This is a genomic window from Albidovulum salinarum, from assembly GCF_025673475.1.
GTDB lineage: Bacteria > Pseudomonadota > Alphaproteobacteria > Rhodobacterales > Rhodobacteraceae > Albidovulum > Albidovulum salinarum.
The window spans coordinates 289,605-307,985 of sequence record NZ_JAOVQO010000002.1 but is presented as its reverse complement, the minus strand read 5'-3'; the positions used below and the strand labels follow the sequence as shown (position 1 = coordinate 307,985).

The window sequence follows — 18,381 nt, the reverse complement described above, 5'->3', positions numbered from 1 at the left end:
AAGGGCTTCATCGACGAGGTGATCATGCCGCACGGAACCCGCAAGCGGGTGGCCCGCGCCTTCGCCTCGCTCCGGACCAAGAAACTCAGCAATCCCTGGAAGAAGCACGACAACATTCCGTTGTGAGGCATCGCCGGGGAGGAGTTGATGCCAACTGACGAGGTCGCAGCCACGAGCCGCAGCGCGGCGAGCCGCCCGAAGGGGAGGCCGTCGTGAGGATCTGGCTGGCCGGAACTGCAATGGGAGTGATCGCCACGATGCTGTGGTTTGCCACGAACGGGAGCGAGACGGCCGGGCCTGAGGCCGCGGGGGCGATCACCGTGCCCTCGGGCCAGGAGGTCACCGCGCTCGACGTGATCCGCTCGGCGCCGGGACCCGAGGGGCTGACGCTGCGGTTCCGGTTCCTCGCGCCGGCGATCGGCCGCGAGGACGGCGGAATCAGCGCCGAGTCGGCCCAGGCCGACATGGCCTGGCTCTGCGAGACCTATGCCCTGCCGCGCCTGCCCGAGATCGGGCCGGCGCCGGCGCAGATCGTGATCTCGCTCGCGGACAGGCCGGTTCCGTTCGGCGAGGTGGCACCGGAGGCGACACAATTTTTCGAGGCGTTCAGCCGCGACGGCGACCGCTGTGTATGGGAGGCGTTCTGATGCGCGCGACGGCATTTTTGCGGCCTGCAGTTCTTGAAATGTCAAGTGATGCTGCGGTGCCACAACTCGCGAACTTGACAACGGACGCATGGGCCCGCTTGATGTCATCCACTATGATGTGCGACGGCGGCGACAACGCAGCCGATATTGAAAAACACCGGCAGTCGATTGCGGAAGATCCCTTCGCTGCCCCCTTGAGCAGGAGTGACAAATGTCCAAAAAAGCGCTGTTCGCGTGCATGCTCGTCGCCTTCGTGGCGGCTTGCGCCCAGCAGGAAGAGCCGGTCGTCGTCGAGCAGCCGGTCACGACCGAGCCGACCTTCTCGGGCAAGTACGGCAGCTAATGCCAACGGCCGGGTCCGGGCGATACGCCCGGTCCCGGCCCGCTTCGGGTCGCCCATCGCGGGAGGTGGCCCATGCTGAAGCATCGCGGCTTTCCGGGCCGCCTTCCCGGCACTGACTTCCAGTTCACCATACGGCGCGCGAATCCCAAGGGGATCACCCGCCTCATCACGCGTGAACGCTTTCGCGACCGCAGTCCCGCAGATCGCCGTGCCGACGCTGCCTTCATGGCAGCGCTCTGGGATCATTTCGGCGATGATCCCTTCGAACGTGGCAATCTCGATGCCGGACGCCTGTCCTGGCTGTTCGGCCGCGAGGTGATTCCGGCGGATGACGATTTCGACCCCGAAAGCTACGAGGCGCTGCTGAGAATCGATGTCGCGCGCGCCCGCGCCGCCTTCCCCGACGTCTTCGAGGCGGAGGAGTAGGCGTGTTTCTGCGCAGCACCACCGGTCTTGGGCGCATATCTGCCGATCGTTTCCTTGTCGGAAACTTTCTGTTTGCGCTATCCGGCGGCCGTGGCAAGGTTGCTGACGGGGCGTCACCCTACAGCAAGCATAACGCCCCGATTTGTCAAAACCGTTACCCTTCCCCTTCTCTACGGCCTGGCCCAGTTAGGGTCAGGCCATTTTTCGCTAGGGCTGCGGCGTCGGGCAACGGGCGATGCGACCGGCGGACTGCTGCCGATGTCGCGGAATCACGCCGATTTCACTTTCGGCGGGCACCGATTTCGCTAAACAGATTCGGCACAACAAATCTTGCTGAAGGAAGAGCAGAATGCGTGTTTCCAAAGTCCTCGTCGGTCTGGCCCTCATGGCCTCTCTTGCGGGCTGCATGCAGACCGATGGTGAGCGTGCGCTGGCCGGTGCCGCTGCGGGTGCCGTCATTGCCGACGTCACCGACAACAACGTCCTCACCGGTGCGGCCATCGGCGCAGCCGGCGGCGCGCTCTGCGACGACGTCAACCTCTGCTGACGTTTGGGTGACGGGGGCCGGCCGCCTCGGCCGGACTCATTGTCGTAAAACGAGAAACCATCGAATGCCGCTTGGCTTCGGTGGTTTTTTTGTGCCCAGATGCGGCCGGCCGGACGGCGCGGGTGCGATCCGTCTGGCACAAGACCCTTTCGCGCCGGGCGGCGTTTCTGCGGTCGTTCTGAGCGGTGAGCGCCGCTGTGCACCCCGTGCCCCGCGCCTCTTTCGCACCCACCCCGGACTTTGCGCCAAGCAAACTGACCCTTCTTCATGCAGCCCTGGCGGTTGCGTGACCCTAACCGCGTTCCGGCCGTACCCGGAACGCAGAGCGATGACCCTTCTCGGCGAGGACAATGAGAATGTTTAAGAAGATCCTGATCGCGAACCGGGGCGAGATTGCCTGCCGCGTCATCAAGTCGGCCCGCAAGATGGGCATCAAGACCGTGGCGGTCTATTCGGACGCCGACAGGCATGCGCTGCATGTCAAGATGGCCGACGAGGCGGTGCATATTGGCCCGCCGCCTGCGAACCAGTCCTATATCGTGATCGACAAAATCATGGACGCGATCCGCCGGACCGGCGCCGAGGCGGTGCATCCGGGGTATGGATTTCTTAGCGAAAACATGAAGTTCGCTGAAGCTCTTGAGAAAGAGGATGTGGTCTTCGTCGGCCCTCCCTCGCCGGCGATCGAGGCGATGGGCGACAAGATCACCTCCAAGAAGATCGCGATGGAGGCGGGCGTCTCCACGGTGCCGGGCTACATGGGCCTCATCGCCGATGCCGAGGAGGCTGTGAAGATCAGCCGCGAGATCGGCTATCCGGTGATGATCAAGGCCTCGGCCGGAGGCGGCGGCAAGGGGATGCGGATCGCCTGGAACGACGCCGAGGCCGCCGAGGGCTTCCAGTCCTCCAAGAACGAGGCCGCGTCCTCCTTCGGCGACGACCGGATCTTCATCGAGAAATTCGTGACCCAGCCGCGCCACATCGAGATCCAGGTGCTCGCTGACAAGCACGGCAACTGCGTCTACCTGCACGAACGCGAATGCTCGATCCAGCGACGGAACCAGAAGGTGATCGAGGAGGCGCCGAGCCCGTTCCTCGACCCCGAGACCCGCAAGGCGATGGGCGAGCAGGCCTGCGCGCTGGCCAAGGCCGTCGGCTACACCAGCGCCGGCACCGTCGAGTTCATCGTCGACGGCGAGAAGAACTTCTACTTCCTCGAGATGAACACCCGCCTGCAAGTGGAGCATCCCGTCACCGAGTTGATCACCGGCGTCGACCTCGTCGAGCAGATGATCCGCGTGGCCGCCGGCGAGAAGCTCCCGTTCGCGCAGAAGGACCTCAAGATCAACGGCTGGGCGATCGAGAGCCGGCTCTACGCCGAGGATCCCTATCGCAACTTCCTGCCCTCGATCGGCCGGCTCACCCGCTACCGGCCGCCGGTCGAGGCGGTGGGCGACAAGGCAATCGTCCGCAACGACACCGGCGTCTACGAGGGCGGCGAGATCTCGATGTATTACGACCCGATGATCGCCAAGCTCTGCACCTGGGCGCCGAACCGCGCCGAGGCGATCGAGGCGATGCGGGTCGCGCTCGACGCGTTCGAGGTGGAGGGGATCGGTCACAACCTGCCGTTCTGCTCCGCGGTGATGGACCATCCCCGCTTCATCGAGGGCGCGATCACGACCGCCTTCATCGCCGAGGAGTTCCCCGAGGGCTTCAACGGCGTCGTGCTCGGCGAGGGCCGGCTCCGCATGGTCGCGGCGGCCGCCGCGGCGATGAACCGGGTGGCCGAGATCCGCCGCACCCGGATCACCGGGCGCCTCGGCAACCACGAGCGCCATGTCGGCGACGACTGGGTGGTATCGCTGCAGGGCGAGGAGATCGCGGTGAAGATCGACGCCGACCGCGAGGGCGCCACGGTGCGCTTCGCCGACGGCACGGCGCACCGGGTAACCTCGGACTGGACCCCCGGCCAGTCGCTCGCCCGGCTCGAGGTCGACGGCGCGGCGGTGGTGCTGAAGGTGGACAAGCTCCCCGGTGGTTTCCGCATCCGCACCCGCGGCGCGGACCTCAAGGTCTATGTCCGCACCCCGCGCCAGGCCGAGCTCGCCCGGCTCATGCCGGAAAAACTGCCGCCCGACACCTCGAAGTACCTCCTCTGCCCGATGCCCGGCCTCGTCGTGAAGATCTCGGTCGAGGAGGGCCAGGAGGTGCAGGAGGGCCAGGCGCTGGCCACGGTCGAGGCGATGAAGATGGAGAACATCCTGCGCGCCGAGCGCAAGGGCGTCGTGAAGAAGATCGCCGCCGCGCCGGGCGCGAGCCTCAAGGTCGACGACGTGATCATGGAGTTCGAATGAACTACCCGTCGCCCAGCCGCTTCATCCGCAGTTCCTCGCGCCTGAGCGGGAACTTGTCGATGGCGCGGACGATCTCGCGGACGCGCCACGGCAGGGGCTTGCGCAGTTTCACTGTGCCGTCCTTGTCGAGGAGCACCATCGAGAACCCCCTCGGGCGCAGCCTCCGGCGCGCGTCCGACGGGGTGGCGGGATCGGTGTCGGTGAGAATCACCACGTCGCGCTTGATGAGCTCGTCGGGATCCTCGGTGAGATATTGCAGCTGGGTGCGGAACGCCGGGTCGTTCGGGCTGTCGGCAAAGACGACGACCGGGCGCTTTTCCCAGCGGAAATCGTCCAGCTCCACCGTCTCGGCCGCGATCGGCTCGAGGGTGACGGGAGCGGATTCCTGGGCCTCGGCGCCAAGAGCAAGGCAGCCCGACAGGATCACGAACAAGAGTGGCTTCATGCAATCTCCTCCGTCCCAGATATAGGCGAAACGGGCGGATTGCCAAAGGCTTATACCGGCGCCTCTCGCGGGGTCCGGTCAGCGATGAAAGGAATGACCGATGACGGACAAGATGGCAGCCTGGCGGACGCTGGCGGAAAAGGAACTGAAGGGCCGCACGCCCGACGATCTGACCTGGAACACGCTCGAGGGAATCGCGGTCAAGCCGCTCTATACCGAGGCGGATACCGCGCCCCTCGGCCACATGGGCACGCTGCCGGGCATCGCGCCCTTCACCCGCGGCGTGAGGGCGACGATGTATGCCGGCCGGCCCTGGACGATCCGGCAATATGCCGGCTTCTCCACGGCCGAGGAATCGAACGCCTTCTACCGCAAGAACCTCGCCGCCGGGCAGCAGGGCGTCTCGGTCGCCTTCGACCTCGCCACCCACCGTGGCTATGACAGCGACCATCCCCGCGTCGTGGGGGACGTGGGCAAGGCCGGGGTCGCGATCGACTCGGTTGAGGACATGAAGATCCTCTTCGACGGCATCCCGCTTGAGAAGATCAGCGTTTCCATGACGATGAACGGCGCCGTCATCCCGATCCTCGCGAACTTCATCGTCGCGGGTGAGGAGCAGGGCGTCGACCGGGGCCTCCTCTCCGGCACGATCCAGAACGACATCCTGAAGGAATTCATGGTGCGGAACACCTATGTGTACCCGCCCGAACCTTCGATGCGGATCATCGCCGACATCATCGAATACACCTCGAACGAGATGCCGAAGTTCAACTCGATCTCGATCTCGGGCTACCACATGCAGGAGGCGGGCGCGAACCTCGTGCAGGAGCTGGCCTACACGCTCGCCGACGGGCGTGAATACGTCCGGGCCGCCATCGCGCGCGGCATGAATGTCGACGATTTCGCCGGGCGGCTGTCGTTCTTCTTCGCGATCGGCATGAACTTCTTCATGGAGGCCGCGAAGCTCCGCGCCGCGCGGATGCTCTGGCACCGGATCATGACCGAGTTCGGGGCGAAGAAGACCTCCTCGCTGATGCTCAGGACCCATTGCCAGACCTCGGGCGTGTCCTTGCAGGAGCAGGACCCCTACAACAACGTCATCCGCACGGCCTACGAGGCTATGAGCGCAGTCCTCGGTGGCACCCAGTCCTTGCACACCAACGCGCTCGACGAGGCGATCGCGTTGCCGACCGAGTTCTCGGCCCGGATCGCGCGCAACACCCAACTCATCCTGCAGGAAGAGACCGGCGTGACCAATGTCGTCGACCCGCTCGCGGGCTCCTACTACGTCGAGAGCCTGACGGCGGAACTGGCGGAAAAGGCTTGGGCGCTGATCGAGGAAGTCGAGGAGATGGGCGGCATGACCAAGGCCGTCGCCTCCGGCATGCCGAAGCTCCGGATCGAGGAATCGGCGGCCCGCCGGCAGGCGATGATCGACCGCGGCGAGGAGGTCATCGTCGGCGTCAACAAGTACCGCAAGGACAAGGAAGACCCGATCGACATTCTCGATGTCGACAACGTCAAGGTGCGCGAGGCGCAGGTGGCGCGGCTCGAGAAGATCCGCGCGACCCGTGACGCCGCGAAATGCGAGGCGGTGCTGGCCGAGCTTGAACGGCGCGCGACCGAGGGCGGCAACCTCCTGGAAGCGGCGGTCGAGGCCGCGCGCGCCCGGGCATCGGTAGGAGAGATTTCGATGGCGATGGAAAAGGTGTTCGGACGGCACCGGGCCGAGGTGAAGACGCTCGCCGGGGTCTACGGCGCGGCCTACGAGGGCGACGAGGGCTTCGCGGCGATCCAGAAGGACGTCGAGGCCTTCGCCGAGGAGGAGGGCCGCCGCCCGCGGATGCTCGTGGTGAAGATGGGCCAGGACGGCCACGATCGCGGCGCCAAGGTGATCGCGACGGCCTTCGCCGACATCGGCTTCGACGTCGACGTGGGCCCGCTCTTCCAGACCCCCGAGGAAGCGGCGCAGGACGCCGTCGACAACGACGTCCATGTGATCGGCGTCTCTTCGCAGGCGGCGGGCCACAAGACGCTCGCCCCGAAGCTGATCGAGGCTTTGAAGGAGAAGGGCGCGGGCGATATCCTCGTGATCTGCGGCGGGGTGATCCCGCAGCAGGATTACGAGTATCTCGAGAAGGCCGGGGTCAAGGCAATCTTCGGGCCGGGCACCAACATCCCGGCGGCGGCGAAGGACATCCTGCGGCTCATCCGCGAGGCGCGGAAGGCCTGAACGACCGGCCGCCGCCCCCCGGGGGCGGCGGTCTGCGCTTGAAGGACAGGAACGGGAGGCGAGGCATGAACATCCTGATGCTCGGGGCCGGCGGGATCGGCGGCTTTCTCGCGGCGAAGCTCGCACCGGCGGGGCATTCGGTCTCGCTCCTCGCGCGCGGCGCGCATCTCGCCGCGATCCGCGAAGCCGGGCTGAAACTGGTGATGGACGGCACCGAAACCGTGATCCGGCCGGACGCCGTGAGCGACCGGCTGGAGGATCTGCCGCCGGCCGACCTCGCGGTCTTCGCCGTGAAGGGGCAGGACATGGAGGCCATGATCGCGGCCTATCTTCCCCATGCCGGGCCGAAGACGCTGGTGCTGCCGTTCCAGAACGGCGTCGACGCGCCCGACCTCCTCGCCGCGGCCTTCGGCGACGCGCGGACGCTGATCGGCGTCGCCCGCATTTTCTCCAACATCACCGCGCCGGGCGTCGTCACCCAGTACGGTGGCGGCAGCGCCTTCACTATCGGCGACAGACAAGGCAGCCAGACCTCGCCCGAGGTCGCCAAGGTGATCGAAGCCTTCCGCTCCGCCGGGATCACCGTGCCGGAGCGCGCCGACGTGACGGTCGATCTCTGGCAGAAGTTCCTTCTCTTCAACGCGGTGAGCGGCACCACCGCCGCCGCGCGCTGCCGGTTTCGCGAGATCCGGGCGAATCCCGAATTGATGGAGTTCTTCCGCGGCCTTGTGCGCGAGGCCGACGCGGTCGGACGGGCGCGCGGCGTCGACCTGCCGGCGGATGCCGTCGAGAAGACGCTGCAATTCTGGTCGCGGTTGCCCGACGAGGCGCGCGCCTCGACCGCCCATGATCTCGAACTTGGCAAGCCGCTGGAGGTCGACCGGATCTGCGGCGCGGTATCGCGGATGGGGCGCGAGCTTGGCGTGCCGACGCCGAACAGCGCGGCGGTCGCTGCCGTGCTCGCGCCCTATCGCGCGGGCACGGCCTGAACGGGCGTCAGTTCTGGGCCGCCGCGGCGGGTTCGTCGGCGTCGGCCTCCCCGGCCTCGGCCGTCCGGCGCTGCGCGGCCATCAGGAGCACCACATAGCCGGTAATCGCCGAGATCGCGGAACCCGCGAGCACCCCGAGCCGCACCGCGTTCATGTTGTCGGGTGAATCGAAGCTGAGGCCGCCGATGAAGAGCGACATCGTGAAGCCGATCCCGGCGAGGCAGGCGAGCCCGTAGATCTGCGGCCAGGTCACGCCGTACGGCAGCCGTGCCCAGCCGGCGCGGACCACGAGCCAGGTCGCACCGAAGACGCCGAGCTGCTTGCCGATCACGAGACCCGCCGCGATTCCCATCGGCAGGGGCGCGAAGAGGTCGCCGAGCGTCAGGCCCTGCAGCACCACGCCGGCATTGGCGAAGGCGAAGACCGGCACGATCAGGAAGAGCACATAGGGCGACAGCGCGTGCTCGAGCGAGTGGAGCGGCGACTTGCCGTACTTGTCCTTCAAGGGCACGAAGAAGGCGGTGACGACACCGGCAAGCGTCGCATGGACCCCCGATTTCAGCACCAGCACCCAGAGCACCACGCCGAGAAGCACGATCGGCGCGATCCGGTGCGCGCCGGCGCGGTTCAGAAGGTAGAGCCCCGCGAGCGGCAGGAGCGCGATGAAAAGGTAATCGACATGCAGCTCCTTGGTGTAGAAGAGCGCGATGATCAGGATCGCGCCGAGGTCGTCGAGGATCGCGAGCGTGAGAAGGAAGATCTTGAGCGCCGCCGGCAGCCGCTTGCCAAGGAGCGCCAGCACGCCCACCGCGAAGGCGATGTCGGTCGCGGCCGGGATCGCCCAGCCGCCCCGCGTCACCGGATCGGACCAGTTGAAGGCGAGGAAGACGAGCGCCGGCAGCACCATGCCGCCGACCGCCGCCAGCCCCGGCAGCATCACGTCGGCGGGGTTCTTGAGCTTGCCCTCGACCATCTCGCGCTTGAGCTCGAGCCCGATGAGGAAGAAGAAGACAGCCATCAGCCCGTCGTTGATCCACAGGATCAGGGGCTTCGACAGCCCCTCGCCATCGAGCAGGATCGAGAACTTCTTCAGGAGCAGGTCGTGATAGCCCGCCGAGAGCGCCGAGTTGGCGACGATCAGCGCGAGCACCGCCGAGGCCATCAATAGCACGCCACCCGCCGCGTCGTGACGGAAAAATCGGTCGAATGCGCGCATGAGGCTCATCAGCTATCCCCCTGAATATCTTTACCGTTCGGTCTGAATTGGGGTTTGGGCCCGCCATGTCAACCTTTTCGTCGGTCGAAATCGCTGCTTGCGGCGGCGGCGCAGCGTCTTTCCGCGGGATCGGAACGGGTGCAATCGGGCCGGGCAGGGCGCTTCCCTCCCTCCTCGTGGGAGAGGGAGGGGCTGACCGCCCGGGGCCGCCTCCCACCCCCATCCCCTCATCACAAGGGGGAGGGGAGGCGCCTGAAATCAATGCGTTTTCTTCTTGTCCGATCCTGTCTAGGATGCGCGCCGGAGGCGGAGGCATGGCGGAACTCGATCATCTCGCGGTTGCGGCGGCGACGCTCGAAGAGGGCGTGGCGGCGGTCGAGGCCGCGCTCGGCGTGGCGCTGGTGCGGGGTGGGCAGCACGCGGCGATGGCGACACATAACCGGCTCCTCGGTCTCGGGCCGCGCGAGTATCTCGAAGTGATCGCCACCGATCCCGGCGCCGAGCCACCCGGCCGGCCGCGCTGGTTCGGTCTCGACCGGTTCGCGGGGCCGCCGCGGCTGACGCACTGGATCGCGCGGGTCGAGGATCTCGATGCAGCCCTCGCCGCGGCGCCCGACGGGGCCGGGCGGGCGACCGATCTCTCGCGCGCGGCCTTCCGCTGGCGCTTCGGCGTGCCGGACGATGGCCGGCATCCCTTCGACGACTGCTTTCCGGCGCTGATCGAATGGCAGGGCGACCGCCACCCCGCAACCGCGCTTCCCGAGAGCGGCTGCCGCCTTCTGCGGCTGGAGATCGCGCATCCCGATCCCACAGCACTCACGGCCGCACTTCCGGTCCGCGACCCGCGCGTCGTCATCGTCGCCGGGCACCCGGCGCTCCGCGTCACCATTTCCACGCCGCACGGTGAGAGGACGCTTGCATGATCATCCGTCCGGCCCGCGAGACCGACATTCCCGCGCTCATCGCGCTCTGGAACCCGGTGATCCGCGACACCACGATCAGCTTCTCGGACGAGGAGAAGACGCCCGAGAGCCTCGCGCAGATGATCGAGGAGCGTCGCGCGGCGGGGCGCGAGTTCTTCCTTGCCGAGAGCGGCGGGCTCCTGGGTTTCGCGACCTATGCGCAGTTCCGCGGCGGCAATGGCTACGCCCATGCGATGGAGCACACGATCATGCTCGCGCCGGAGGCGCGCGGACGCGGCGCGGGGCGGGCGCTGATGGCGCGGATCGAGGAGCATGCCCGGATCGGCGGGGCGAATACGCTCTTTGCCGGGGTCTCGGGCGAGAACCCGGACGGGGTCGCGTTCCACGAACGCATGGGCTTCACCCATGTCGCGCGCATCCCCGAGGCGGGGCGCAAGTTCGGCCGCTGGCTCGACCTCGTGCTGATGATGAAGTTTTTGTGACGCACTGACATTTTGCCCGCCGCCGGGATAAGCTCACCTCATGTCGATCTGGACCCGCATCTCCGACGCTCTGGCCGCCCTCGCGAAGGGCGAGGCGCTGTCGACCGTCTTCGACCGGCTGAAATCGCCGCCGGAACGCTCGGTCGGCTTCACCATCGCGGTGATCGCGCTCGGCGCCAAGATGGCCAAGGCCGACGGTCAGGTCACCCGCGACGAGGTCGCGGCCTTCCGCGAGGTCTTCACCATCCCGCGCGCCGAGGAGGCGAACGCGGCGCGGGTCTTCAACCTCGCCCGCCAGGACGTCGCCGGTTTCGACCAGTACGCGGCCAAGATCGCCGGCATGTTCGGCGCCGGCGACCCGGTGCTCGTCGACCTCATGGAGGGGCTCTTCCACATCGCGGTCGCGGATGGCGACTACCACCCGCACGAGGACGCGTTCCTCCGCGAGGTGGCGCGGATCTTCGGCGTCGGCGACCGCTGCTTCCGCTCGATCCTCGCGCGTCATGTGCCCGAGGCGCCGCCGGATCCCTACGACACGCTCGGCGTCGGCCATGACGCGCCGATGGAGGAGATCCGCGCCGCCTTCCGGCAGGCGGTGCGCGACTGCCATCCCGACCGGCTCCTCGCCCGCGGCCTGCCCGAGGAGGCGCTCCGCCTCGCGGAACAGCGGCTCGTCGCCGTCAACCGCGCCTGGGAGGAGATCCGCGCGAGAGAGGCGGCCTGAGCCGATGCGGATCGCAACGTACAACGTCGAGTGGTTCACCAACCTCTTCGACCGCGACGGCAGGATGCTGGAGGACGGCGGCTGGTCGTCGCGCCACAACGTCACCCGCGCCGACCAGCTCACCGCCCTCGGCATCGTCTTCACCGCGCTCGACGCCGACGCGGTGATGATCATCGAGGCGCCCGACAGCAACCGCCGCCACAAGACCGTGGACATGCTCGAAGCCTTCGCGGCGCGCTACGAGCTCAGGACCCGCAAGGCGCTGCTCGGCTACGAGAACGAGACCCAGCAGGAGATCGCGCTCCTCTACGATCCCGACCGGCTGAAGGTGCGCCACGACCCCCTCGGCCAGCCCGACCACGCCCATTCCGGCGCCGCGCCACGCTTCGATTCGAGTTACCGGATCGACCTCGACATCGACGCGACGCCCGATCTGGTGCGCTTCTCCAAGCCGCCGCTGGAGATCGCGGCCAGGACGCCGGCGGGCCGCGCCTTCCGGATGATCGGCGTCCACATCAAGTCGAAGGCGCCGCACGGCGCCACGACCGAGGCGCAGGTCAAGCGGCTCGCGATCGAGAACCGCCGCAAGCAGCTTGCCCAGTGCATCTGGCTCCGCGAACGCGTGCTCGAACATCTCGCGGCGGGCGACAGCCTGATGGTGATGGGCGATTTCAACGACGGCCCCGGTCTTGACGAATACGAGAAGCTCTTCGGTCGCTCCGGGGTCGAGATTGTGCTCGGCTGGGACGAGCCGCACGAGACCCGGCTCTACGATCCCCATGCGCGGGTCGCCTTCGGCAAGAAGCTTGCCGCGGCTCCCGCCACCGCGCGGTTTTATCTCGATTCCGAGGGCTGCTTCTTCTCGGCGCTGCTCGACTACCTGATGGTCTCGCCTGACCTGAAGGCGATGCGCCCGAAATGGCGGATCTGGCACCCGTTCGACGATCCCGGCAGCTACCGGGTGCCGGAACTGCGCGAGGCGCTCCTGACCGCGTCGGACCATTTCCCGGTCACGCTCGACATCGACCTCTGAGCGGACCTGTGAAACGCGGCGCGCTTCGCCTATATTGGGGGCATGAGACGCATAGCCCATGCCCTTGCCGTCCTCTTGATCGCCACCGCGCCTGCCGCGGGTCAATCCGGCGGCGCACCCGGCGAGAAATCTGCCGAGGAGGGGCTGAGCCTTCTTGAGGAGGGCGCGCGGATCATCCTGCGCTCGATGATCGGCGACGTCGAACCGGCGCTGAAGGACCTGCACGCGGAGATGGGCCGCGCGCTGGCCGAGATGGAACCGGCGTTCCGCGATCTCGCCGCGATGATCGGCGACATGCGGAACTACCATGCGCCCGAGATGCTGCCGAACGGCGACATCATCATCCGCCGCAAGTCGCCCGCTGAGCGCGCTTTGCCCGAACCTGACGGCGAGATCGAGATCTGACCGACCCGATCCAGCCTCAGACCACGTTGACCTCTCTCTGCGCGCCGAGCGCGTCGGCAAGCGCGCCGAAGCGCGACTGCGCGACCTCGCCGAAGAGCGGCTCGGCATGGGCGTTGAGCCGCAGCCCGAGAACCTTCTTCTTCGGCCGCCAGGTCAGCTCTCCTGCCTCCTCGGGCGACTTCACCGCGAACATCGCGCCGAACCGCATCGCCTTGCCGAGCACCTCGGCCTCCTTCATCTGCTCCTCGCTCAGAAGCGCGAAGAGCGGTTCCAGCCGCGACCCGGCGCGCGAGTTCTTGTAGCGATGCAGGAGCGAGAGCCCGAGGAACACCCGTTCCTGATGCGACAGCCCGCCGAGATTGGCGCGGGTGGCGTTGTCGAAGCAGACCTCGGCGCGGTAGTCGGGATGCGCCCGCCATGTGGTGTCGTGCAGGAGGCAGGCGGCGCGGACCATGCGCAGCTTCTCGTAGCTCGCGTTCTTGTAGAGCGGCAGCAGGAACTGGTAGAGCTTCTTGCCGAAGCCTGGCATCCGCGCCATCGTCCGCTCGGCATGGCGGCAGGCCTCGATCAAGGGGTCGCGCATCCTCAGACGCTCCGGCATCTGCTCGTAGAGAAGCCCCTCGCGGATCCCGTAGGAGGACACGTCGATCTCCTTGGGGTGGAAGCTCAGCACGAGCTGGCGTAGCACCTGCGCGGCGATTGGCACCAGCTCCATCCGCGCCGCCGAGGTGCCGGTGCGGGCACGCAGCGCGGTGAGATCGTTCTCGGCGATCCAGTTCACCGTCTGCAGGACCGATTGCGGACCCATCCGGTATTCGTGCAGCACCGTCATCGGATAGCTGCGCCGCTCCATGTCGAGCCGTGCGATTGCCCGCCACGAGCCGCCGACGAGATAGATCCGCTCGTGCCCGGTGCCGAGCTCGGCGGCCAGCGCCTCGACCGTCTCCTTGATGAATTTCGTCATGCCCTTCTTGCCGCCGGGCACCTGCTGCAGCTGGAACGGGCCGAGCGGCGAGGTCACGCGGCGGCCGACCTTGCCGCCCGAGACTTCGGCAAGCTCCATCGAGTTGCCGCCGATGTCGCAGACTAGCCCCTCCGCCTCGGGCCAGCCGAGCAGCACGCCCTGCGCCGAGAGCCGCGCCTCCTCCTGGCCGTCGATCACCCAGAGCCTGAGCCCGGTCTCGCGCTCCACCTCGGCGCGGAACTCCGGCCCGTCGACGGCCTCGCGGACCGCGGCAGTGGCGACGCAGGAGAGGGGCGGCAGGCTCATGCCCGCGGCGATCGCGGCGAACCGTTTCAGCGCGGCCAGCGCCCGCACGCGGCCCTGCGGGTTGAGCCGCCCGGTCTGCGCCAGCCCCTGGCCGAGACCCGCCATCACCTTCTCGTTGTAAAAATAGGCCGGGCTCCGCGCGGCGCCGTCGAAGACCACCATCCGGACCGAGTTCGACCCGACATCGACCACGCCCACGCGTTCCAGCGCACGCGCCGAGGGGTCGTCGAAGAGCGGGCGGCCGAACGGCCCCCATTCCTCGGCGAGTGCCTCGCCGCGGATCTTGGTCTTGCCGCCCTTGGTCTTCCTGGTGTCGATCCGGCTCTGCATCGCGTTCCCCTCAGTCGGCCGCATGGGCAAGCTTCGGCACGTCCTTCGCCCCGGCCGATCCGCGGCCCGAAAGCGAGGGGTTCTCCATGAAGAACCGGTGGCAGCTGAAGAGATCGTCGCGCCCCTCGGGCAGGTCGCGGACATAGCGGCCGTCCGGTTGCAGGACCCAGCTCTGCGCCTCGTCGGCGAGGTTCGCGGCCATGATCTGGCTCACGATCTGCGCCTTCACGGTCGGATTGGTTGCCTCGACCAGCGTCTCGACCCGGCGGTTGAGGTTGCGGCCCATCCAGTCGGCCGAGGAAAAGAAGACCCGCGCGTTCTTCGAGGGCAGGCCGTGGCCGTTGCCGAAACAGACGATGCGGCTGTGTTCGAGGAAGCGGCCGACGATCGATTTCACGCGGATGTTCTCGCTCAGACCCTTGATGCCCGGCCTGACGCCGCAGATGCCGCGTACGACGAGGTTGATCTTCACCCCGGCGCGGCTCGCGGCATAGAGCGCATCGACCATGTCGGATTCGATCAACGAGTTCATCTTGGCCCAGATTTCCGCCGGCCTGCCCGCCCGCGCATGCTCCGCCTCGGCAGCGATCAGCTCCAGCAGCCGCGGCTTCAGGCTGATCGGCGAGATCGCGATATTCTCAAGCCCCTCGGGCTGCACGTAGCCCGACAGGTAGTTGAAGACCTTGGTCGCGTCGCGGCCAAGCTGGGCATCGCAGGTGAAGAACGACAGGTCTGTGTAGATCCGCGCCGTGATCGGATGGTAATTGCCGGTGCCGTAATGGGTGTAGGTGACGAGGTTCTCGCCCTCGCGCCGCACCACGGTCGAGATCTTCGCGTGGGTCTTGTAGTTGATGAAGCCGTAGACGACATGGGCGCCCGCGCGTTCGAGCCGTCGCGACTGGCGGATGTTCGCGGCCTCGTCGAAACGGGCCTTCAGCTCCACCAGCGCGGTCACCGATTTGCCGCTCTCGGCCGCGTCGCAGAGCGCCGCGACGATCGGACTGTCCTGCGAGGTGCGGTAGAGCGTCTGCTTGATCGCGAGCACGTTCGGATCCGCCGCCGCCTGGTTGAGGAAGCGGATCACCATGTCGAAGGTCTCGTAGGGGTGATGCAGCAGCATGTCCTTCTGGCGGATCGCCGCGAACATGTTGCCCTCGTGGTCCTGGACCCGCTCGGGCACGCGCGGCGTGAAGCCGGGCCATTGCAGGTCACGGCGGCTGTCGAGCACCAGCTCCTTCAGGTCGGCCATGCCGACCATGCCCTTGACCTCGACGACCTCGTCGGGCGCGACGGCGAGCTCCTCCATGATCAGGTCGCGAAGATCCTCGGGCGCGCCGGCCGTGATCTTCATGCGGATCACCTGACCGCGCCGCCGCCGCTTCAGCGCGGTCTCGAACTCGCGAACCAGATCCTCGGCCTCGTCCTCGACCTCGATATCGCTGTCGCGCAGCACCCGGAACGCGCAGTGGCCAGTGTCGCGGTAGCCAGGGAAGAGCGAACCGAGATGCAGAAGCAACAACTCTTCCATCGGCACGAACCGCTTGCCGCCGGGCAGCGCCACGAACCGCTCGATCTGCTGCGGGATCGGCAGAAGCGCCTGAAGTCGCCGCTTGTCCGTGGCCCGTTCGAGCGCGAGCGCGAGGCAGAAGCCGGTGTTCGGGATGAACGGGAACGGATGCGCGGGGTCGATCGCCAGCGGCGAGAGGATCGGGAAGACCTTGTTCAGGAAGTAGTCGGCAAGGAACGCCTCGTCGCGCTTCGTCAGCTTGGAGCGCGTCAGAAGCGCAATCCCCTCGGCCTCCAGCTCCTTTTTCAGCTTGTTCCACACCGATTGCTGCATCTGCAGCAGGCGCCGCGCATCGGCATTGATGAGCGCAAGCTGCGCGGCCGGGCTCAGCCCGTCGTCCGAGTGCAGGACATTGCCCTCGCGCCGAAGCTCGCGCAGGCCCGCGACGCGCACCGTGTAGAACTCGTCGAGGTTGGTGGCCGAGATCGACAGGAACCGCAGCCGTTCGAGCAGCGGCACGCGTGGGTTGCGCGCCTCGTCGAGGACGCGCCAGTTGAAGGCCAGCCAGCTCAGTTCCCGGTTGAAGAACCGCTTCGGGCCGGAAATCTCCACCTCCGGCAGGACAGCCGGTTTCGGGAACGGGGCTTTGAGGAAATCTGCCTGTGTCATGCCGGGCTTATCTAATGCTCATATGACGGTTCTATGAATGATCCGCATCATGGCGCGTCGAGGATGGCGGAGTCCAGAATCTCGGCCGCCAGCGCGCGCGTGACCGGCCCTCCGCGCGCGAGCGAGCGGGCGTCGAGCTCGGCGACGAGCCGGCGGGCGGCGGCGAAGGACCGGTCCATCCGCTGCACCAGCCAGGGGATCAGCGCCGGCGCCACCGCGATCTGCCGGTCGGCGAAGAGCTTGACCAGCACCGCCGCAAGGAGCGCGTCGTCGGGGGGCAGAAGCTGCGCGCTTGCCGTCGCCTCCATCCGGCTCGCGAGGTCGGGCAACGTCAGCCCCCAGGACCGCGGCGCGGCGCGCGCGGTGATGAGCAGCCGGGCGCGGCCCGACAGCATGTGATTGTGCAGATGGAAGAGCGCCACCTCGGCCGCGCGGTCGCCGGCGATCCGGTCGGCATCCTCGACGACGAGCGGCGCGGGGTCGGGCAGGGGCAGGGCGGCGAGCTCGGTCGCGGCGACGACGCGCGCCGATTCCGCCCCGGCCCAGACCTGCGCGAGGTGGCTCTTGCCCGCGCCCTCCGGGCCGATCAGCAGCATCTTTCCCTGCGGCCAGTCCGCCGCGCCGTCGAGTGCGGCCAAAGCAAGCGCGTTGGCGGGCGAGACGAAGAAATCCTCGCGCCCCAGTGCCGGGCGCACAGGCAGGTCGAAGGTCAGCTGACGGGCCATCTCACCCCTTGTCCCTGCCGTCGAGCCCTTTGTAGAGGCGGCTTTCGAGATATTGCGACACTGCGAACCGCGCCAGCACGCCGAGCGCGGCGGCGACCGGCACCGCGACCAGCATGCCGACGAAGCCGAAGACCGTGCCGAAGGCCGAGAGCGCGAACAGGAGCCAGACCGGGTGCAGCCCGATCGACTTGCCGACGAGGCGCGGCGTGATGACGTTGCCTTCGAGGAACTGGCCGGCCGCGAAGATCCCCGCGACGATGGCGATGGAAAACCAGTCGCCCCAGAACTGGAAGAGCGCGAGCCCGATCGCCAGCGCCCCGCCGATCAGCGCGCCGACATAGGGAATGAATGTGATGAGCCCGGCAATGGCGCCGACGATCAGTCCGAAATCGAGCCCCGCGAGCATCAGCGTGACCGAGTAGAACGTGCCGAGGATGAGGCAGACCGAGACCTGCCCGCGCACGAATCCCGCGAGCACCCGGTCGATGTCGCGGGCGAGCGCCCGGACCGTCTCGCGGTGGTCGCGCGGCAGCCAGCCGTCGATCTTGGCGACCATGTTGTCCCAGTCGAGCAGAAGGTAGAAGGCCACGACCGGCACCACGACGATGAAGACGATTGCGTTGATCACCGAGAGCGCCGAGGTCAGGAGCCCCTGCGCCAGCTCCGCGCCGCGCGACTGGATGGTCTTGCCGATTGCGTTCAGCGTGTCGCGCAGCGCGCTTTCATTGTCCATCAGCGCCGGAAAACGGGTCGCAAGGAACTGGTGCAGCTCCGCGAAGATCGTCGGCGCGGCGTTCACGAGGCCGACAAGCTGGCGCACCAGCATCGGCACGATCAGCAGCGAGAGCAGAACGAAGATCAGAAGCGCCGCGATCGAGATCACCGAGGTCGCGGCGGTGCGGCTCAATCCCATCCGTTCGAGCCGGTCGGCGACCGGGTCGAGGAAATAGGCCAGCGCGCCACCGACCACGAAGGGCAGGATCACGTTGCCAAGGCCCCATAGCGCGGCAAAGAACAATACCGCCGCGATGCCCCAGTATGTCGCCTGCTGCCGGACCGGCAATGCCATGATCGTCTCCTGTCTCGGGCCAGTCATGGCGCATGCGGGGG

At 67.4% G+C, this 18,381-nt stretch carries 18 protein-coding genes; 12 read left to right on the top strand and 6 right to left on the bottom strand.

Annotation, left to right across the window (positions count from 1 at the left end):
• Positions 1-212 precede the first annotated feature (212 nt).
• From OEZ60_RS03525 to OEZ60_RS03505, 5 genes are all read left to right on the top strand, one after another.
• The gene (locus OEZ60_RS03525) at positions 213-647 is read left to right on the top strand and encodes a DUF6497 family protein (protein ID WP_263333233.1); all 435 of its coding nucleotides are present in this window, start codon (positions 213-215) and stop codon (positions 645-647) included.
• Positions 648-858: 211 nt separating this feature from the next.
• Positions 859-990, top strand: coding sequence for a hypothetical protein (locus OEZ60_RS03520; RefSeq protein WP_263333231.1), 132 nt, complete (start codon positions 859-861; stop codon positions 988-990).
• 72 nt (positions 991-1,062) lie between these two features.
• Positions 1,063-1,416: a hypothetical protein gene (locus OEZ60_RS03515; RefSeq protein WP_263333230.1), complete on the top strand. Its 354-nt coding sequence runs from the start codon at positions 1,063-1,065 to the stop codon at positions 1,414-1,416.
• A gap of 349 nt (positions 1,417-1,765) precedes the next feature.
• The gene (locus tag OEZ60_RS03510) at positions 1,766-1,963 is read left to right on the top strand and encodes a hypothetical protein (RefSeq protein ID WP_263333228.1); all 198 of its coding nucleotides are present in this window, start codon (positions 1,766-1,768) and stop codon (positions 1,961-1,963) included.
• A 356-nt stretch (positions 1,964-2,319) separates the two neighbouring features.
• Positions 2,320-4,320, top strand: a complete 2,001-nt coding sequence (locus OEZ60_RS03505) for an acetyl-CoA carboxylase biotin carboxylase subunit (protein ID WP_263333226.1) — start codon at positions 2,320-2,322, stop codon at positions 4,318-4,320.
• A 1-nt stretch (position 4,321) separates the two neighbouring features.
• On the opposite strand, the gene OEZ60_RS03500 is transcribed toward OEZ60_RS03505, so the two are convergent.
• Positions 4,322-4,765 (bottom strand): DUF4174 domain-containing protein, encoded by a 444-nt coding sequence (locus OEZ60_RS03500; RefSeq protein ID WP_263333224.1) that lies wholly within the window; start codon positions 4,763-4,765, stop codon positions 4,322-4,324.
• Between the two features lie 100 nt (positions 4,766-4,865).
• On the opposite strand from OEZ60_RS03500, the gene scpA reads away from it, so the two are divergent.
• Complete coding sequence (scpA, locus tag OEZ60_RS03495) at positions 4,866-6,998, top strand: methylmalonyl-CoA mutase (protein WP_263333222.1); 2,133 nt, start codon at positions 4,866-4,868, stop codon at positions 6,996-6,998.
• Positions 6,999-7,063: 65 nt separating this feature from the next.
• On the top strand, positions 7,064-7,987 hold the full coding sequence (locus OEZ60_RS03490) for a ketopantoate reductase family protein (protein ID WP_263333220.1): 924 nt from the start codon (positions 7,064-7,066) through the stop codon (positions 7,985-7,987).
• A 7-nt stretch (positions 7,988-7,994) separates the two neighbouring features.
• On the opposite strand, the gene nhaA is transcribed toward OEZ60_RS03490, so the two are convergent.
• Positions 7,995-9,212: a Na+/H+ antiporter NhaA gene (gene nhaA / locus OEZ60_RS03485; protein ID WP_263333219.1), complete on the bottom strand. Its 1,218-nt coding sequence runs from the start codon at positions 9,210-9,212 to the stop codon at positions 7,995-7,997.
• Positions 9,213-9,517: 305 nt separating this feature from the next.
• Between nhaA and OEZ60_RS03480 the strand changes: the two genes are divergently transcribed.
• From OEZ60_RS03480 to OEZ60_RS03460, 5 genes are read left to right on the top strand one after another with little or no spacing between them, the layout of a single operon-like run.
• On the top strand, positions 9,518-10,126 hold the full coding sequence (locus OEZ60_RS03480) for a VOC family protein (RefSeq protein WP_263333217.1): 609 nt from the start codon (positions 9,518-9,520) through the stop codon (positions 10,124-10,126).
• Positions 10,123-10,608, top strand: a complete 486-nt coding sequence (locus OEZ60_RS03475) for a GNAT family N-acetyltransferase (RefSeq protein ID WP_263333215.1) — start codon at positions 10,123-10,125, stop codon at positions 10,606-10,608. Before OEZ60_RS03480 ends, OEZ60_RS03475 begins: the two co-directional genes overlap by 4 nt.
• 40 nt (positions 10,609-10,648) lie before the next feature.
• Positions 10,649-11,332 (top strand): molecular chaperone DjiA, encoded by a 684-nt coding sequence (locus OEZ60_RS03470; RefSeq protein WP_263333213.1) that lies wholly within the window; start codon positions 10,649-10,651, stop codon positions 11,330-11,332.
• Between the two features lie 4 nt (positions 11,333-11,336).
• Positions 11,337-12,365 (top strand): endonuclease/exonuclease/phosphatase family protein, encoded by a 1,029-nt coding sequence (locus OEZ60_RS03465; protein WP_263333211.1) that lies wholly within the window; start codon positions 11,337-11,339, stop codon positions 12,363-12,365.
• Between the two features lie 42 nt (positions 12,366-12,407).
• Entirely contained in the window at positions 12,408-12,770 is a 363-nt protein-coding gene (locus tag OEZ60_RS03460; RefSeq protein ID WP_263333209.1) for an AAA+ family ATPase, read from the top strand.
• 16 nt (positions 12,771-12,786) lie between these two features.
• On the opposite strand, the gene OEZ60_RS03455 is transcribed toward OEZ60_RS03460, so the two are convergent.
• Genes OEZ60_RS03455 through OEZ60_RS03440 form a run of 4 tightly spaced genes read right to left on the bottom strand, consistent with a single transcriptional unit; the run spans position 12,787 to position 18,340 of the window.
• Positions 12,787-14,370, bottom strand: a complete 1,584-nt coding sequence (locus tag OEZ60_RS03455) for a Ppx/GppA family phosphatase (protein ID WP_263333208.1) — start codon at positions 14,368-14,370, stop codon at positions 12,787-12,789.
• A 10-nt stretch (positions 14,371-14,380) separates the two neighbouring features.
• Positions 14,381-16,546: an RNA degradosome polyphosphate kinase gene (locus OEZ60_RS03450; protein ID WP_263333206.1), complete on the bottom strand. Its 2,166-nt coding sequence runs from the start codon at positions 16,544-16,546 to the stop codon at positions 14,381-14,383.
• A 47-nt stretch (positions 16,547-16,593) separates the two neighbouring features.
• Positions 16,594-17,271 carry a P-loop NTPase family protein gene (locus OEZ60_RS03445; RefSeq protein WP_263333204.1) on the bottom strand — a complete coding sequence of 226 codons (678 nt, stop codon included), beginning with the start codon at positions 17,269-17,271 and terminating at the stop codon, positions 16,594-16,596.
• A 1-nt stretch (position 17,272) separates the two neighbouring features.
• Positions 17,273-18,340 carry an AI-2E family transporter gene (locus OEZ60_RS03440; protein ID WP_263333202.1) on the bottom strand — a complete coding sequence of 356 codons (1,068 nt, stop codon included), beginning with the start codon at positions 18,338-18,340 and terminating at the stop codon, positions 17,273-17,275.
• Between the last annotated feature and the right edge of the window lie 41 nt (positions 18,341-18,381).

Excerpts from the sequence above, each read along its gene's own strand:
- OEZ60_RS03520 (WP_263333231.1), top strand. The coding sequence starts at position 859 with ATGTCCAAAAAAGCGCTGTTCGCGTGCATGCTCGTCGCCTTCGTGGCG.
- OEZ60_RS03515 (WP_263333230.1), top strand. The coding sequence starts at position 1,063 with ATGCTGAAGCATCGCGGCTTTCCGGGCCGCCTTCCCGGCACTGACTTC.
- OEZ60_RS03510 (WP_263333228.1), top strand. The coding sequence starts at position 1,766 with ATGCGTGTTTCCAAAGTCCTCGTCGGTCTGGCCCTCATGGCCTCTCTT.
- OEZ60_RS03505 (WP_263333226.1), top strand. The coding sequence starts at position 2,320 with ATGTTTAAGAAGATCCTGATCGCGAACCGGGGCGAGATTGCCTGCCGC.
- OEZ60_RS03500 (WP_263333224.1), bottom strand. The coding sequence starts at position 4,765 with ATGAAGCCACTCTTGTTCGTGATCCTGTCGGGCTGCCTTGCTCTTGGC.
- scpA (WP_263333222.1), top strand. The coding sequence starts at position 4,866 with ATGACGGACAAGATGGCAGCCTGGCGGACGCTGGCGGAAAAGGAACTG.
- OEZ60_RS03490 (WP_263333220.1), top strand. The coding sequence starts at position 7,064 with ATGAACATCCTGATGCTCGGGGCCGGCGGGATCGGCGGCTTTCTCGCG.
- nhaA (WP_263333219.1), bottom strand. The coding sequence starts at position 9,212 with ATGAGCCTCATGCGCGCATTCGACCGATTTTTCCGTCACGACGCGGCG.
- OEZ60_RS03480 (WP_263333217.1), top strand. The coding sequence starts at position 9,518 with ATGGCGGAACTCGATCATCTCGCGGTTGCGGCGGCGACGCTCGAAGAG.
- OEZ60_RS03475 (WP_263333215.1), top strand. The coding sequence starts at position 10,123 with ATGATCATCCGTCCGGCCCGCGAGACCGACATTCCCGCGCTCATCGCG.
- OEZ60_RS03470 (WP_263333213.1), top strand. The coding sequence starts at position 10,649 with ATGTCGATCTGGACCCGCATCTCCGACGCTCTGGCCGCCCTCGCGAAG.
- OEZ60_RS03465 (WP_263333211.1), top strand. The coding sequence starts at position 11,337 with ATGCGGATCGCAACGTACAACGTCGAGTGGTTCACCAACCTCTTCGAC.
- OEZ60_RS03460 (WP_263333209.1), top strand. The coding sequence starts at position 12,408 with ATGAGACGCATAGCCCATGCCCTTGCCGTCCTCTTGATCGCCACCGCG.
- OEZ60_RS03455 (WP_263333208.1), bottom strand. The coding sequence starts at position 14,370 with ATGCAGAGCCGGATCGACACCAGGAAGACCAAGGGCGGCAAGACCAAG.
- OEZ60_RS03450 (WP_263333206.1), bottom strand. The coding sequence starts at position 16,546 with ATGACACAGGCAGATTTCCTCAAAGCCCCGTTCCCGAAACCGGCTGTC.
- OEZ60_RS03445 (WP_263333204.1), bottom strand. The coding sequence starts at position 17,271 with ATGGCCCGTCAGCTGACCTTCGACCTGCCTGTGCGCCCGGCACTGGGG.
- OEZ60_RS03440 (WP_263333202.1), bottom strand. The coding sequence starts at position 18,340 with ATGGCATTGCCGGTCCGGCAGCAGGCGACATACTGGGGCATCGCGGCG.